The sequence below is a fragment of the Kitasatospora sp. NPDC086009 genome (genome assembly GCF_044540385.1).
In the GTDB taxonomy this organism is placed as follows: domain Bacteria; phylum Actinomycetota; class Actinomycetes; order Streptomycetales; family Streptomycetaceae; genus Kitasatospora.
Map to the genome: position 1 here is coordinate 297,835 of NZ_JBITSA010000002.1, position 15,126 is coordinate 312,960.

The window sequence follows — 15,126 nt, forward strand, 5'->3', positions numbered from 1 at the left end:
CTCGGCAGACTTTAGCTCTTAAATCTTCTGCCCTTAAGAGTATTCATTGAAACCAGCGAAGGGGTGTGCACGGTGACCGGCACGGTGAAGCAGCAGAGGCAGCGGCGTCATGGGGCGGGCGGCCCGCTGCGCCGCGTCCAGATCGGCAACGCGCTCAGTGCGTTCGGCAGCGGATTCACGATGCCGTACATGTTCGTGTACGTGGACCAGGTGCGGGGGCTGGGCTCGCTGGCCGCCGGGATGGTGTTCACCGTCTTCGCGCTGGCCGCGCTCGCGGTGCTCCCGTTCACCGGCCGCGGCATCGACCGGTACGGCCCGCGCCCGGTGCTGCTCGCCGGCGCCGCGCTCGCCGCCACCGGCGCGTTCGCCTTCGGCCACGCCACCGGCACCCCGGCCCTGCTGGTCTCGTCCTTCCTGTTCGGCGCGGGTGTCACCACCTGCCAGCCGGCGCTCGCCACCATGATCGTCCGCTGCTCGACCGCCGCGACCAGGTCGCACGCCTTCGCGCTGCAGTTCACCCTGATCAACCTGGGCATGGGCATCGGCGCGCTGGTCGGCGGCCAGATCGTGGACGTCGCCGACCCGGCCAGCCTGACCCGGCTGTTCACCATCGAGGCCGTCACCTTCCTGGGCCTGGCCCTGGTCACCGGCAGCGCCCGGATCCCGAACGCGGCCCCGGTCCTGGTCCCGGGCGCGGCCAAGGGCCCCCAGGGCCTGCGCGCGCTGGTCGCCGACAAGGCGATGCTGCGGCTCTGCGTGCTCGCCGGGCTGATCTTCTTCACCTGCTACGGCCAGTTCGAGTCCGGTGTCGCGGCCTTCGCCACCGACACCGTCGGCACCGCGCCCTCCACCCTGGGCATCGCCATCGGCGCCAACGCGCTGACCATCGTCGTGCTGCAGATGTTCGTGGTGCGGATCACCGCCCGCCGCCGGCGCACCACCGCGATGGCCGCGGCCGGCGTGGTCTGGCTGGGTGCCTGGGCGATGGCCCTAGTGGCCGGCCTGATCCGGACCGAGACCATGGCCGCCACGGTCGCGATCGTCTCGATCTACGCCCTGTTCGGGGTGGGCGAGTCGCTGCTCGCCCCCACCCTGGGCCCGATCGTCGCCGATCTCGCCCCGGCCCGGCTGCTCGGCACCTACAACTCCGGGTACGCCCTGGTGAAGCAGGTCGCGATCGCGGTCGGCCCGGCCGTCGGCGTGCTGCTGGTCGGCTCCGGCACCTGGCCGCTCTACCTGGCGGCGATGGCCGGCTCCACCGTGCTGATCGTGGTCCTGGCGCTGCGGCTGCGCCCGTACCTCACCGCCGTCCAGGACAACGCGGCCCCGGCCGTCGTCCGGACGACCCTCCCGGTCCGGGAGCTCCAGACCGCGGCGTGACGCCCGGCCTGACATGCCACGACTGCGCCGTCCGGGTCACCTGGACGGCGCTCGTCGCGCTTGGATTCGTGACCACCGGCACATAGTGTCAGTGGCTGTTGACCGTCCGGCTCCGACCGGCACAGGCGAGACAGGCGAATCGGCGAGGCTATGACGCAAGCGGCGCTCACGCACCCACCCGCACCAGCGGCCCCCGCAGCCCCCGTACCGGCCCGTCGGGGGCTGCCGCGCTGGGCGGCCGAACGGGCCGGCTGGCTCGGGCCGATCGGCGTGGCGCTCTTCGCCGGACTGCTGCGGTTCTGGAACCTCGGCTACCCCAACGCCTTCGTCTTCGACGAGACGTACTACCCCAAGGACGCCTGGTCGCTGCTGCGACAGGGCTACGAGGGCACCTGGCCGGACAGCGCCAACGCCGACATCCTGGGGGTGCCGCAGCGCATCCCGCTCACCTCCGCGCCGGAGTTCATCGCCCACCCGCCACTCGGCAAATGGGTCATCTCGCTCGGCGAATGGGGCTTCGGCCTGCACCCCTTCGGCTGGCGTTTCATGACCGCGCTGCTCGGCACCGTGACCGTGCTGATGCTGGCCCGGATCGGCCGCCGGCTGTTCGGCTCCACCCTGATCGGCTGCACCGCCGCCCTGCTGATGGCCGTCGACGGGCTCCAGCTGGTGATGAGCCGGGTCGGCCTGCTGGACGGCGTCCAGATGTTCTTCGTGCTCGCCGCCTTCGGCTCCCTGCTGGTCGACCGCGACCGCACCCGGGCCCGGCTGGCGTCCGCCCGCGACGGCGCGCAGCCGGACGGCGACCGGATCCGCCTCGGCCCGCGCCCCTGGCGGATCGCCGCCGGGGTCGCGCTCGGCGCCGCCTGCGCGGTCAAGTGGAACGGCGTCATGGTGCTCGCCGCGTTCGGCCTGCTCACCGTGCTCTGGGACCAGTCCGGCCGCCGCTGGGCCGGCGCCCGCCGCCCCTGGCGCTCGATGCTGCGCCGGGACGCGCTGCCCGCCCTGCTCGCCATGGTCGGCTCGGCCCTCGTGGTGTACGTCGGCTCCTGGGCCGGCTGGCTCGCCGCCGGCGGCCGCACCGGCGGCGGGTACGACCGGCACTGGGCCGACGACCGGGCCGGCCTCTCCGCCGACAGCTTCCTCGGCGTCCCGCTGCCGCAGGTCCCGCTGAGCTGGGTGCCGGCGCCGCTGCGCAGCCTCTGGCACTACCACGCCCAGATGTACGACTTCAACACCGGCCTGAGCACCCCGCACACCTACCAGTCGAACCCGTTCAGCTGGCTGGTCCAGGGCCGCCCGGTCTCCATGTACTGGGAGCAGGTGCCGAACGGGCAGCAGGGCTGCACGGCCTCCGGCGGCTGCGCCGCGCAGATCCTCGGCCTCGGTACCCCACTGCTCTGGTGGACGGCCTGCTTCGCCCTGGCCTACCTGCTCTGGCGCTGGTTCTTCCGCCGGGACTGGCGCTCGGGCGCGGTGCTCTGCGGCGTCGCCGGCGTCTACCTGCCGTGGTTCCAGTACCAGGAGCGGACGGTCTTCTCGTTCTACATGGTGGTGCTGGTGCCCTTCCTCTGCCTGGCCGTGGCGCAGATGCTCGGGGCGATGCTCGGCCCGGCCGGGTGCTCGCCCGAGCGGCGCCGGGTGGGTGCGGCCGGGGCCGGGCTGATCGTGCTGGCGATCGTGGCCTGCTTCGCCTTCTTCTATCCGCTCTACACGGCGGAGGTGATCCCCATGACGTCCTGGCAGGACCGGATGTGGTTCACCAGCTGGATCTGAGGCATGGCGCTCGCGGCGGCCGCGGGGAACCAGCTGCTGCCGGTCACCCCCCTGCTGGGGGTGGTCGCCGCCGTGCTGCTGGCCGCCGCCGTGGCGGTGGCCGGGTGGGGCCTGCTCGGGCACGGCCACGCGGTGCTGCGGGCCGGGCTGCGCGCGGCGGCGCAGCTGGCCGCCGTCGCGCTGGTGATCACCTGGGTGGTCGGCTCGCTCTGGTGGTCGGCGCTGTTCGTGCTGCTGATGTTCGCGGTCGCGGTGCGCACCGCCGGGAGGCGGCTGACCGCCGGCCCGCAGTGGGTCCGGGCGGCCGTGCCGATCGGCGCCGGGGTGCTGCCGGTGCTCGGGCTGCTGCTGGGGGTCGGGTTGCTGCCGCCGAAGGGCCTCTCGGTCATCCCGGTGGCGGGCATCCTGATCGGCGGAGCGCTCACCGCGACCTCGCTCGCCGGCCGGCGTGCCCTGGACGAGCTGCGCCAGCGGCACGGCGAGGTGGAGGCGGCGTTCGCGCTGGGCTTCGAGGAGCGCGACGCCCGGCTGGAGATCTGCCGGACGGCCGCCGCGACCTCGCTCGTCCCGGCCCTCGACCAGACCAGGACGGTGGGCCTGGTCACGCTGCCCGGGGCGTTCGTCGGCATGCTGCTCGGTGGCGCCTCCCCGGTGCAGGCCGGCGCGGTGCAGCTGTTCGTGCTGGTCGCTCTGCTGGCGGTGGAGTCGGTGGCGGTCGTCGTGGTGCTGGAGCTGGTCGCCCGCGGGCTGCTGGGCGCCTCGCCGCCCGGCGCCGTCGGGTAGGCTTGGCGCGTTGAAGGGGAGTAGCCCTCCACCGGACCGTCGACATACTGGCCCCTCGGGGCCCGGCGCCCGGGGCATCTGTCAGCTGGATGCCGGCGAGACCTTCGGCCGCAGTGCTGTGATGTTCTGACCAGCGCTGTCGGGCCGGAGCGACCCCTCACGGAGCTGCCGAGGCCGGGCAGCCCGACCCCTGAGGGATACCGAACCCCCGATGAGCCTGACCGTAGCCGCGATCACCTTCGGCATCGTCTTCCTGTCCGAACTGCCGGACAAGACCGCCCTGGCCAGTCTGATGCTCGGCGCCAAGTACCGGGCGAGCTATGTCTTCGCGGGCATCGCCGCCGCCTTCGCCCTCCAGGTCGGCATCGCCCTGGTCGCCGGGCACCTGCTCGCGCTGCTCCCGCACCGCTGGGTGGAGGGCGTCACCGGCCTGCTGTTCCTGGCCGGGGCCGCGATGCTGCTCTTCCACGGCGGCGGTGACGACGAGGACGGCCACGCCGCCAAGGAGCCGTCCGCCAACAGCTTCTGGAAGGTCGCCGGGGCCAGCTTCGTGGTCGTGGCGATCGCCGAGTTCGGCGACCTCACCCAGATCATGACCGCCAACCTCGCGGCCAAGTACGCCGACCCGCTCGCCGTCGGCCTCGGCGCCTGGCTGGCGCTCTGCGCCGTCGCCGGGATCGCCATCCTCGGCGGCCAGAAGCTGCTGAAGCACGTCCCGATGAAGATGATCATCCGGGTGGCGGCCGGGATCATGGTGCTGATGGCCGGGTTCAGCATCTTCCAGGCGATCACCGGCTGACCGGGGGTCAGCAGGTACCCGGGTCGCTCTCCAGGGCGGCCCGGGTCTTCGGCCCGTAGAAGGCGCCGCCCGGACCCGTCTCGCCCTTGATCTTGAAGCTGCGCTGGTAGTCACCGAGCACGGTCGCGGTCCACCAGTCGAAGGTGCTGGTGGCGATCGACTTGTCGACGAATCCGCACGAGGTGGCCGCGAGCCGCAGCTGCATGTCCTTGACGTCCGCCCCGGTCATCCCGCGCTCCAGCACCCGCACCGTCGGTGTCGGGGCCGGAGTGGTCGCCGTCGGAGTCGGCGTGGCGGTGGCCGTCGGGGTCGGCGCGGTGGAGGTGGGGGCCGGCGCCGGGGGAGCCGCCGGGACCGGAGCGCTCGTCACGGCCGTGGCGCTCGGCGCCGCCGGCCGGCTCGTGGTCGGTCTGGCCGTCCTGCTCGGGGACGGGCTCGGGGCCTCGCTGGTGGACGGCGGCGCGCTCGGGCTCGGCGCCGGGGTGGTCGGGTCGACCGGGACGGGCGCCAGCGTCGTGGAGGGGGCGGGCTGCGCCCGGTCGCCCGGCTCGGCGGAGGGCGTCACCGCGTACGCCAGGCCGACGGTGAGCACCAGCAGCCCGGCGCCGGCCGCGGCCAGCAGGCCCTTGCGCCGGGCGGGCATGCCCTCCTCGGCCTGCTCCGCCGTGCGCCGGGCGGCCCGGCCGCCGGTCGGCCCCGGGGCGTCGGGCGCCGCCGGGTGGAACGGGAAGTAGCCGATCTCGGCGCCGTCGGCCGGGGGCTGTCCCACCGTCGGCCCGGGGCCCGGCGGCGGCACCGACATCACCGGTGGGAGCACGGTCGTCGCGTAGGCGTCCGCGTCCGGCCCGGCCGGTCGCGCCGGCGGGCCGTCAGCGGCCTGGGCGGGCGGCAGCACGGTGGTGGCGAACGGGTCCGCTGGGGCGCCGGCCGGCGGGGCGTCCACGATCGGGCCGAGGGCCTGCGGCACGTACGGGCGGACCAGCGGCGGGCCTTCGAGGTGCGGGAGGACGGCGGTCTCGGTCAGGCCCGGATCCGGGAGGCACCGGCACCCGGCGGAGCGTGCGGTGCCGCACGTCGGGCAGTGCTGGTCCGGCATCGCCGGTCCTCCTCGGTCTCGAATCGTCTTCCGCCCGCCCCGGGAGGGGTGTCCCCGGGGGCGAACGCGCCTGATTATGCAGGACGGTCCCAGGGGTGGACAGGGGCGTCCGGGCCACCGCGGGGGTGTTGTGACGGTTGGTGGTGGTTGTGACCCGATGAACGGCTGGCCGGTCGGCGACGTCCCCCGAATGGCCGCCGTTCTTACGTTCGGCTCAACTGAACGGCGCAGACCGGGGCATTTCTGACAGCATGGTGGCTGGGAGTGATCATCCGCACGGACCCCGCCGACCGGGATCCGCGACCCCTGGAGTCTCCATGACGGATCCGATCGCCGCGTCCGACCGCAGCCCGGCCGGCGAGCCCGGGCCGCCGGAGGTCACCGCCCCCAACCTCTGGGTGCCGATCGGCGCGCTGCTGCTGGCGATGCTGCTGGCCGCGCTCGACCAGACCATCGTCTCCACCGCACTGCCGACCATCGTCAGCGACCTCGGCGGCCTGGAACACCTCTCCTGGGTGGTCACCGCCTACATGCTGGCCTCCACGGCGGCCACCCCGCTCTGGGGCAAGCTCGGCGACATGTACGGCCGGAAGCGCTTCTTCCAGGCCTCGATCGTGATCTTCCTGGTGGGCTCGGTGCTCTGCGGTATCGCCCAGAACATGGGCGAGCTGATCGCCTTCCGGGCCCTCCAGGGCCTCGGCGGGGGCGGGTTGATGGTGCTCTCCCAGGCGATCGTCGGTGACCTGGTCTCACCCCGGGACCGCGGCAAGTACCAGGGCCTGTTCGGCGCGGTCTTCGGCGTCACCAGCGTGCTCGGACCGCTGCTCGGCGGACTCTTCGTGGACAACCTCAGCTGGCGCTGGGTCTTCTACATCAACCTGCCGGTCGGGGTGGTCGCCCTGGTGGTGATCGCCGCCGTCCTGCACGGGACGGAGGTGAAGCGCCGGCACCGGATCGACTACCTGGGCACGGTCCTGATCGCCTCGGTGGCCACCTGCCTGGTGCTGATGACCTCGCTCGGCGGGACGACCTGGGCCTGGAGCTCCTGGCAGATCGTCGGGCTCGGCGTGCTGGGCGTCGTCCTGCTGGTCGCCTTCGTCCTGGTCGAGCGGACCGCGGCCGAGCCGGTGCTGCCGCTGCGGCTGTTCCGCTCCCGGACGTTCAGCCTGGTCGCGGTGATCTCCTTCGTGGTCGGTTTCGCGATGTTCGGCGCGCTCACCTACCTGCCGACGTTCCTCCAGGTGGTCATGCAGGTCTCGCCGACCATGTCCGGCATCCACATGCTGCCGATGGTGCTGGGGATGCTGTTCACCTCGATCGGCTCCGGCCAGATCGTCGCCCGGACCGGCCACTACCGGGCCTTCCCGATCGCCGGAACGGCCGTCACCACGGTGGGCCTGCTACTGCTCTCCGGCCTGGACGAGCACAGCAGCACCTTCGAGATGAGCTGCTACTTCCTGGTCTTCGGCCTGGGCCTCGGCCTGGTGATGCAGGTGCTGGTGCTGATCGTGCAGAACTCCGTCGGCTACCAGGACCTGGGCGTGGCCACCGCCGGCGCCACCTTCTTCCGGTCCATCGGGGCGTCGTTCGGCGTCTCCATCTTCGGCACCGTGTTCGCCTCCGGGCTCAACAGCCGGCTCTCCGACGCGCTCGCCTCCGGGGTCCCGGTGCCGGCCGGTTTCGACCCCGGCGCGATCACCTCCGACCCCCGGGTGATCGCCGCCCTGCCGGCCGCCACGCAGGACGCGATCTACCACGCGTACTCCGAGTCGATCACCCGGGTCTTCCTGTACGCGGTACCGGTGGCGTTGGTCGCCTTCGTGCTGTCGCTCTTCCTGCGCGAGCAGAAGCTGCGCTCGACGGTGACCGCGCCCGACCTGAGCGAGTCGATCGGCCTCAATCCGGTGGAGCGCTCCTCGCTGGACGAGATCGCCCGCTCCCTGTCGGTGCTGAGCACCCGGGAGGCCCGGCGCGACCTGTTCCGGCGGATCACGGAGGGCGCCGGGCTCGACCTCAAGCCGGCCTCCAGCTGGCTGCTGCTGCAGATGCACCACCACGGGTCGGCCGAGCCCGCCGAACTGGCGGAGCGCCGGGTCGTGCCGCTCGCGGTCGTCGAGGAGGCCGCCCGGGAGGTCGAGGACCGGGGGCTGGCCGCGCGCACCGGCGGTCTGCCGCTGCGGCTCACCGAGCCGGGGGAGGCGGCGGCGGTCCGGCTGGTGGCGGCCCGCCGTGAGCAGCTCTCCGAACTGCTCGGGGACTGGGACGAGAAGCAGTACGCGGACCTGGCGGCGCTGCTGACCAAGCTTTCCGCCGCGCTCTGCGCGGACGAGCGCGACCGGCCGGACCGGGCCGGGGCGGAGCCCGCGGAGCGGCGGTCGGGGTAGGGGGTGGGTGCCTTGGTGGTGGGTCGGGCGTGCCGGCGGGTGCCTTGGTGGTGGGTCGGGCGTGCCGGGGGCGTCGGTGCCGGGTGGTGCCTCAGGGGGTCCCGAACCACCGGGGCGTGTCGAGCCGGAACGGGTCGCCGGGGGCGAGGGTGCGCAGGTCCGTCTCCAGGGCGCGCAGTCGCTCCTCACCGAGGGTGTCGGACCACTGGGCGCGCAGTTCGTCGAAGATCCGGGCGGACCGGACCAGGCAGTCCACGCCCCGGGCGGTGAGCCGGACCACCTTGCGGCGGGCGTCGGCGGGGTCGCTGCCGCGCTCGACGTAGCCGAGCTGTTCGAGCTGTTCGACGGTCTTGCCGGCGGCCTGCTTGGAGACGCCGAGGCGGCGGCCGAGTTCGACGGCGGTGGTGCCGTCCGGCCCGATCGCCTGGAACACGAAGCCGTGCATCGGCCGCAGGTCGGGGTGGCCCTCGCGGGCGATCCGCTCGTGCAGCTCATCGATGATCAAGCGGAAGGCGAGCAGCAGCCGCAGCGGCAGCTCGAAGCCGGGGGGAGCGGAGTCGCTTGACACGATAGACAACCTCATTGACCATATAGACAACGTCATTGACCATTCTAGGGGGCCGCACCCATGTCCGTCATCCGCCGTACCGAAGCCCGTCGTACCGAGACGCCCAACGCCGCCATGACCACCCTCGCCTCGCCCACCCAGGGCGGCAGCGCGGTCGCGATGTGGCGCGTGGAGATGGCCGCCGGCGGCCAGGGCCCGCTGCACGTCTTCGACGTCGAGCAGGTCTGGACCGTCCTGACCGGCGCCCTGTCCGTCGAACTGGGCGAGGACGCCTTCGCGCTGGCGGCCGGCGACACGGCCGTGCTGCCCGCCGGTGTGGCGCGCCGGATCTCCGCCGGGGAAGCCGTCACCGCGCTGGTCGCCGCGCCGGGCGGGGCCCGGGTGTCCGTCGCCGGCCGGCCGGAGGAGGAGCCCTTCGTCCCCGGCTGGATCGCCTGATCCACGGGCATCGGCCCCCGCACCGCCCCTTCCGGAGCGGTGCGGGGGCCGGTGGAGGTTCGGCGGCCGCTGGGGGTCGGGCCGGGCGGAGGTGGCCGCCGCGGTTCAGCTGGTCGACCATGCCCAGGAGGCCTCGTCGTTGCGCGGGTTCGGGGTCAGGCTGCCGCGGCCTCGGGACGCGCCACCGCTCGTTCGGGGAGACGTTCCGCGCCTGCCGCCACCCGCTTGTGGGGCAGGATGGAGCCATGAGCGTAGTCAAGATCAACGTACTGACCGTCCCCACCGAGCAGCGCGAGGTGCTGGAGAAGCGCTTCGCCTCCCGCGCGGGCTCCGTGGAGAACTCCGACGGCTTCGAGTGGTTCGAACTGCTCCGCCCGGTCGAGGGCACCGACAACTACCTCGTCTACACCCGGTGGGCCGACGAGGAGTCCTTCAAGGCCTGGATGGAGGGCCCCATGCAGGCTGCCCACCGCCAGGGCCCGCCGCCCGCCGAGGGCGAGGCGCCGCAGCGCCCGGCGGCCTCCGGCTCGACCCTCTGGTCCTTCGAGGTCGTCCAGTCGGCCGGCCCGAAGGGCTGACCGCTTCCCTCGGGCCCTCTCCTCGCACGGGTTTCGCGGGGGAGGGCCCGAACCACGTTCTCAGCCGCCCGCGATGACGGCGAGGTGGGCGGTGGCTGACCGGGACGGGCTGTCGAGGAGCGCCTTGCCCTTCGCCGCCGTTCCGAGAGAAGGCTGCCCGAGGCGACGCCAGGGTCTCCAGGTCCGGCCTCTTCTCTTGATCAGAAGCGGTTCGGCTCCTCATCAACGGGAGGGGTCTGCGTCGGGGTTGCCCGATCCGCCTCGATGGCGCCGGCCGCCTCGGCTGCTTCCCGGAAGGTGACGACCGCCTCGCCGTTCTCCCGCGCCCATGCGGTGAGCATCCTGATGGGCTCCTCCAGGGTTCGCCCGAGATCGGTCAGGCCGTACTCCACGCGCGGCGGCGCCTCGGCGTACGCGTGCCGCTCGACCAGCCCGTTGGCCTGGAGCCGGCGCAACGTCTGGGTCAGCACCTTGCGCGAGACGCCACCGCTCAGCTCGACCAACTCGCCGTGACGCAACGGGCCGTCGGTCAGCGCGAAGAGCGTGACCATGGACCACTTGCTGGCGATGATCTCCATGGCCAGGAGAGCGGGACAGTCGGCGAGGAAGGCGATTCCCGGTCGCAGGCTCATGCCCCGAAGGTTACCTGGAGGTACCTGATGGCCGCCTATCGTCGTGGAGGTGCGCACGCCTCTTACCCGCATCGCATGATTGAGGTTCAGCCATGTTCGTCTCACTCGCCGTCGTCACCGTGGTCATGTCGGCGCTTCTCCTGGCATCAGCCGGGGCCAAGGCTCTGCGGACGCGGCACATCACCGAGCAGATGTCCACACTCGGACTGTCGCAGAGCATGATGGCCTTCCTGATCGGCGCTCAGATCGCCGGCGCGGCCGGTGCGATCGCCGGACTCCGGTGGGCACCCGTCGGGATCGCCGCCGCGATAGGCCTTTCGCTCTACTTCGCCGGGGCGGTCGCCTTCCACCTGCGCGTCGGCGACCGCAAGGGCGCGTCTCCGGCGGCGGTCCTCACCATCGCCTCCGTCGCCCTGGTCGTGCTGCGCGCCGCCACCCTCTGACAGCGGACGGCCGGCTGCCGTCGGGGCCGCGGGGGGCACGTTCCAGGCCGCCAAGCGCCTGGCCACAGTTCGGCCGAGTTGCCCTCCGTCCTTCTCGCGGGTCTCGGCCGTCCTGCCCATCGAGGTGGTGTGCCCCGGATTCGGCCGGGGCGCACCACCGTTCAGGGGGTGGGCGGTGGGCGGAACTCGACCGGGGCGGCGAAGGCGGCGCGGCGGGTGGCTCGGCGGAGGGCGCGGAGGACGGTGGTGCCGAGGGTGAGGCAGAGGACGACGGTGAGGACGGCGCGGGGGAGGTCCCAGCCGAGGGAGGTGGTGAGGCAGTAGGCGGCGAAGCGGACCAGGTTGGCGCTCACGTCGTCCCCCGGGACGAAGGAGATCGAGCCGGACAGGCCGGCGATATAAGGCCAGCCCTGGAGGTTCATCACCGTGCCGTAGAGCAGTGAGGCGACGGCGCCGTAGCCGGCGAGCAGGGCGAGTTCGCGGCGGCCGCGCAGGGTGGCGGCGCCCGGGAGCAGGCCGGCGCCCAGGCAGACCCAGCCCATGGCGAGCATCTGGAACGGGAGCCAGGGGCCGACCCCGCCGGTCAGCAGCGCGGAGGCGAACATCGAGAGCGAGCCGAGGACGAAGCCGAAGCCGGGGCCGAGGACCCGCCCGGCGAGCACCATCAGGAAGAACATCGGCTCCAGGCCGGCGGTGCCCGCGCCGAGCGGGCGCAGCGCGGCGCCCGCCGCGGCCAGGACGCCGAGCAGGGCGACCGACTTGGCGTCCAGGCCCGGCGCGCCGCCGCCGGCCGTGCGGCCCTCGGAGATCTGGGCGATCACCACCGCGAGGAGGAGCGGCAGGAGGAGGGCGAACAGCCAGGGGGCGTCGGTTGAGTGGCCGACCAGGGCGGAGTCGGTGGCGGCGAGCAGCGGCCAGCCGAAGGCGGCCACGCCGACCGAGGAGGTGAGCAGCAGGGTGGCGATCGAGCGGCGGCCGAGGGGGACGGGGCGGTTCCCCGCGCGGGGGGTGCGGTTCGTCCGGCTCGGGTTCGTTCGACTTCGGGGCATTCGGCTTCGGGGCATTCGGCTTCGGTTCATTCGGCGCTCCCGGCGAGGGCCTGTTCGACCTGGTGGACGGTGAGCCAGGGGCCGGGCGCGAGGATCTTGGAGACCTGCGGGGCGAAGGTGGGGGAGGAGACCACCACCTCCGGGGTCGGGCCGTCCGCGACGATCTCTCCGTCGGCCAGGATCACCGTGCGGTGGGCGAGTTCGGCGGCGAGCTCGACGTCGTGGGTGGCGAGCAGGACGGCGTGGCCCTCGGCGGCGAGCGTCCGCAGGATCTCCACCAGGCGTGCCTTGGCGGCGTAGTCGAGACCCCGGGTGGGCTCGTCGAGCAGGATCAGCGGCGGCCGGGCGGTGAGCACCACGGCCAGCGCCAGGGTGAGCCGTTGGCCCTCGGAGAGGTCGCGCGGGTGGGTGGCGTCGGCGATGCCGGGCAGTAGCCGCTCCACCAGGGCGCGGCAGGTGCCCGGGTCGGCGCCCGCGTCGCCGTCCGCCGCGGCGCACTCAGCGGCGACGCTCTCCCCGTACAGCAGGTCGCGCGGGTCCTGCGGGACGAGGCCGACCTGGCGGATCAGCTCGGCGGGCCGGGTGCGGTGCGGGGCCCGGCCGCCGACCCGGACGCTGCCGGCGGCGGGGGCGTGCAGGCCGACCAGAGCGCCGAGCAGGGTGGACTTGCCGGCGCCGTTGCGGCCCATGAGTGCCGTGATCTCCCCGGGGTGGAGGGCGAGGTCCACTCCGCGCAGAGCCGGGACGGGGCCGCGCTTGACGGCGAGGCGGTCGGCGGTGGCGAGCGGGGCGGTGGCCGGGTCGGTGGGTGCGGCGGCGGGGCGCAGTCCGTCCAGTCGGGTACGGAGGGTGGCGGCCTTGCGGCGGGCGTCGCGGACCGTGAGCGGCAGCGGGGTCCATCCGGCGAGCCGGCCGAGGCCGACCACGGGCGGGTGGACGGGGGAGTGCGCCATCACCTCGGCCGGTTCGCCGAGGACGGGCGGGGCGCCGGGGGTCAGCAGCAGGACCTGGTCGGCGTACTGGACGACCCGCTCCAGCCGGTGCTCCGCCATCAGGACGGTGGTGCCCAGGTCGTGGACCAGGCGTTGCAGAACCGCCAGCACCTCCTCGGCGGCGCCCGGGTCGAGGGCCGAGGTGGGCTCGTCCAGGACCAGAACGCGCGGGTGGACGGTGAGCACCGAGCCGATGGCGACGCGCTGTTGCTGGCCACCGGAGAGCGAGCCGAGCGCGCGGTCGCGCAGATCGGCGAGGCCGAGCAGGTCGAGCGTCTCCTCGACCCGGCGCCGCATCACGTCCGGCGCCAGGCCCAGCGACTCCATGCCGTAGGCGAGTTCGTCCTCGACCGTGTCGGTGACGAAGTGGGCGAGCGGGTCCTGGCCCACCGTGCCGACCAGGTCGGCGAGTTCGCGCGGCCGGTGCTCGCGGGTGTCGCGCCCGGCGACGGTCACCCGGCCGTGCAGCACGCCGCCGGTGAAGTGCGGGACGAGGCCGCTGACGGTGCCCAGCAGGGTGGACTTGCCGGAGCCGGAGGGGCCCACCAGCAGGCAGAGCTCCCCTTCGGGGACGGTCAGGTCGACGCCGCTGAGCGCCGGGGCCTCGGCGTCGGTGTACTGGACGGAGACCTGCTCGAAGGTGATCACGAGGCCCTCCGGGGCGGGTGCGGGGTGACGAACGCCGGTACCAGGCCGATCAGTACGGCGAGGACGGCGGTCAGGGGCAGGGCGGGAGCGGTCGGCGGGACGACGGTCGGGGCGAAGGCGGCGGGATCGAGGGCGGAGAGCCAGATCGTCAACGCGGCCACGGCGGCGCCCGATCCGGCGGTCAGCCACTCGGGGAGGGCCCACGGGTCGGGGCGGTAGCGCGTCCGGGGGGAGCGGCGGCCGCCGAGCAGCAGACCGGCGAAGGCCGCGGCCAGGCCGAGCAGCAGGACGGGCGCCGCCCAGCCGGCGCCGCCGGCGGTGAGCAGTCCGTAGGCGGCGAGGCAGATCCCGAGCAGGCCGGACAGGGTGAGCGCGGCGGTGGTGCGGGCGAGGCGGGGCGGGACGTCGGTGGTGCGGCCGAAGCCGCGGGTGTCCATCGCGGCGGCCAGTGCGACCGAACGCTCCAACGCGCCCTCCAGGACGGGCAGTCCGACGCTCAGCACGGCGGCCACGCCCCGGTCGGTGCGCCCGCGCAGACGGCGAGCGGCGCGCAGCCGCTGCACGTCGGCGACCAGGTTGGGCGCGAAGGTCATCGCGACCACGACGGCCACGCCCGCCTCGTAGAGCGCGCCGGGCAGCGTGCGCAGCAGGCGGGTCGGACTGGCAAGGGCGTTCGCGGCGCCGACGCAGACCAGCAGGGTGGCCAGCCGCAGCCCGTCGTAGAGCGCGGCGAGCAGGCCCTCGACGGTGACCCGGCCGCCGATCCGGACGCCCTGAGCCCAGGCGGGCAGCGGTACTTCGGGGAGGGTGAGGAGGACGTGGGTGCCGGGGATCGGGGAGCCGAGCAGGACCGCGAAGACCAGGCGGATGCCGAGGACCACCAGGCCGAGGCGGAGGAACGCGCCGTAGGAACGGGACCACGGCGCGTCCCCGCGGCGGGCGGCCACGACGTAGCCGGCGACGGCGGCGAGCAGGAGGAGCAGCAGCGGGTTGGTGGTGCGGGTGGCGGCCGCGCCGAGGCCGAGTGCCCACAGCCACCAGGCGCCGGGGTGCAGTTGGCGGGGGCCGAGCGGGGTGCGGGCGGCGCGCGGGGTGCGGCGGGGAGGCCGGGGGAGGCGGGCGCGGTGCGGGGGGTGGGGCTGGCCGGGGGCGCGGGGTGTGGTCACGGGGTGGGGTCCAGGTCGGGGCGGGTGGGGGAGAGGGCGGAGGGCGGGTGCAGGTGTGGGTGTGGGTGCAGGTGTGGGGGTGGGGGCGGAGTAGGAAGTCGGCTGGGCCGACTTCCTACTCCGGGCGCTTCCCGCGGCCTTGTCCACGTTTCTGCGGGCGGGGTCCTGCTTTCGCTTGCGGCCCGGGGTTTCTGTAGACCGGTCGATATATGTAGACCGGTCTACAGAGATGGGGTGCTCTCTATGTAGACCGGTCGGTATAAAGGTCCCGATCCGGCCCAGGGTGGGGCTGGGGGCCCGCTAGGCGCGGACCCGGCCCGGAGGCCGGGCGGGGCTGACGGGCCGGGCGCGTGGTGCGCGCCCGGCCCGGCATCCCTTCTATGCAGACCGGTCT

At 73.8% G+C, this 15,126-nt stretch carries 14 protein-coding genes; 8 read left to right on the forward strand and 6 right to left on the reverse strand.

Annotated features, from left to right (window positions below; genetic code table 11):
* The first annotated feature begins 84 nt into the window (after positions 1-84).
* The 4 genes from ACIF6L_RS07025 to ACIF6L_RS07040 all read left to right on the forward strand — a co-directional run bounded on the left by ACIF6L_RS07025 (position 85) and on the right by ACIF6L_RS07040 (position 4,738).
* A complete protein-coding gene (locus ACIF6L_RS07025; protein ID WP_359802858.1) occupies positions 85-1,380 on the forward strand; it encodes an MFS transporter in 1,296 nt (431 codons plus the stop codon).
* A gap of 150 nt (positions 1,381-1,530) precedes the next feature.
* Complete coding sequence (locus ACIF6L_RS07030) at positions 1,531-3,156, forward strand: phospholipid carrier-dependent glycosyltransferase (protein ID WP_329487430.1); 1,626 nt, start codon at positions 1,531-1,533, stop codon at positions 3,154-3,156.
* Between the two features lie 3 nt (positions 3,157-3,159).
* Positions 3,160-3,939 (forward strand): ABC transporter permease, encoded by a 780-nt coding sequence (locus ACIF6L_RS07035; protein ID WP_359802854.1) that lies wholly within the window; start codon positions 3,160-3,162, stop codon positions 3,937-3,939.
* A 211-nt stretch (positions 3,940-4,150) separates the two neighbouring features.
* Positions 4,151-4,738, forward strand: coding sequence for a TMEM165/GDT1 family protein (locus ACIF6L_RS07040; RefSeq protein ID WP_329487428.1), 588 nt, complete (start codon positions 4,151-4,153; stop codon positions 4,736-4,738).
* Positions 4,739-4,745: 7 nt separating this feature from the next.
* On the opposite strand, the gene ACIF6L_RS07045 is transcribed toward ACIF6L_RS07040, so the two are convergent.
* Entirely contained in the window at positions 4,746-5,834 is a 1,089-nt protein-coding gene (locus ACIF6L_RS07045) for a hypothetical protein (RefSeq protein ID WP_396486961.1), read from the reverse strand.
* Positions 5,835-6,151: 317 nt separating this feature from the next.
* Here ACIF6L_RS07045 and ACIF6L_RS07050 point away from each other — a divergent pair, with 317 nt between their 5' ends.
* Positions 6,152-8,218: a DHA2 family efflux MFS transporter permease subunit gene (locus tag ACIF6L_RS07050; RefSeq protein ID WP_396486960.1), complete on the forward strand. Its 2,067-nt coding sequence runs from the start codon at positions 6,152-6,154 to the stop codon at positions 8,216-8,218.
* Positions 8,219-8,309: 91 nt separating this feature from the next.
* Here ACIF6L_RS07050 and ACIF6L_RS07055 read toward each other — a convergent pair whose 3' ends face one another.
* Positions 8,310-8,786 (reverse strand): MarR family winged helix-turn-helix transcriptional regulator, encoded by a 477-nt coding sequence (locus ACIF6L_RS07055; RefSeq protein ID WP_396486959.1) that lies wholly within the window; start codon positions 8,784-8,786, stop codon positions 8,310-8,312.
* Positions 8,787-8,846: 60 nt separating this feature from the next.
* Here ACIF6L_RS07055 and ACIF6L_RS07060 point away from each other — a divergent pair, with 60 nt between their 5' ends.
* Entirely contained in the window at positions 8,847-9,224 is a 378-nt protein-coding gene (locus ACIF6L_RS07060) for a cupin domain-containing protein (protein ID WP_396486958.1), read from the forward strand.
* Between the two features lie 245 nt (positions 9,225-9,469).
* Entirely contained in the window at positions 9,470-9,802 is a 333-nt protein-coding gene (locus ACIF6L_RS07065) for an antibiotic biosynthesis monooxygenase (RefSeq protein ID WP_329487423.1), read from the forward strand.
* A 200-nt stretch (positions 9,803-10,002) separates the two neighbouring features.
* On the opposite strand, the gene ACIF6L_RS07070 is transcribed toward ACIF6L_RS07065, so the two are convergent.
* Positions 10,003-10,434, reverse strand: a complete 432-nt coding sequence (locus tag ACIF6L_RS07070) for a helix-turn-helix domain-containing protein (protein ID WP_359802846.1) — start codon at positions 10,432-10,434, stop codon at positions 10,003-10,005.
* Positions 10,435-10,526: 92 nt separating this feature from the next.
* On the opposite strand from ACIF6L_RS07070, the gene ACIF6L_RS07075 reads away from it, so the two are divergent.
* Positions 10,527-10,877, forward strand: coding sequence for a DoxX family protein (locus ACIF6L_RS07075; protein ID WP_396486957.1), 351 nt, complete (start codon positions 10,527-10,529; stop codon positions 10,875-10,877).
* Positions 10,878-11,038: 161 nt separating this feature from the next.
* On the opposite strand, the gene ACIF6L_RS07080 is transcribed toward ACIF6L_RS07075, so the two are convergent.
* From ACIF6L_RS07080 to ACIF6L_RS07090, 3 genes are read right to left on the reverse strand one after another with little or no spacing between them, the layout of a single operon-like run.
* The gene (locus tag ACIF6L_RS07080; RefSeq protein ID WP_396486956.1) at positions 11,039-11,926 is read right to left on the reverse strand and encodes an ECF transporter S component; all 888 of its coding nucleotides are present in this window, start codon (positions 11,924-11,926) and stop codon (positions 11,039-11,041) included.
* Positions 11,927-11,952: 26 nt separating this feature from the next.
* Positions 11,953-13,566 carry an ABC transporter ATP-binding protein gene (locus ACIF6L_RS07085; protein WP_396486955.1) on the reverse strand — a complete coding sequence of 538 codons (1,614 nt, stop codon included), beginning with the start codon at positions 13,564-13,566 and terminating at the stop codon, positions 11,953-11,955.
* Positions 13,563-14,732, reverse strand: coding sequence for a CbiQ family ECF transporter T component (locus ACIF6L_RS07090; protein ID WP_396486954.1), 1,170 nt, complete (start codon positions 14,730-14,732; stop codon positions 13,563-13,565). Before ACIF6L_RS07090 ends, ACIF6L_RS07085 begins: the two co-directional genes overlap by 4 nt.
* Between the last annotated feature and the right edge of the window lie 394 nt (positions 14,733-15,126).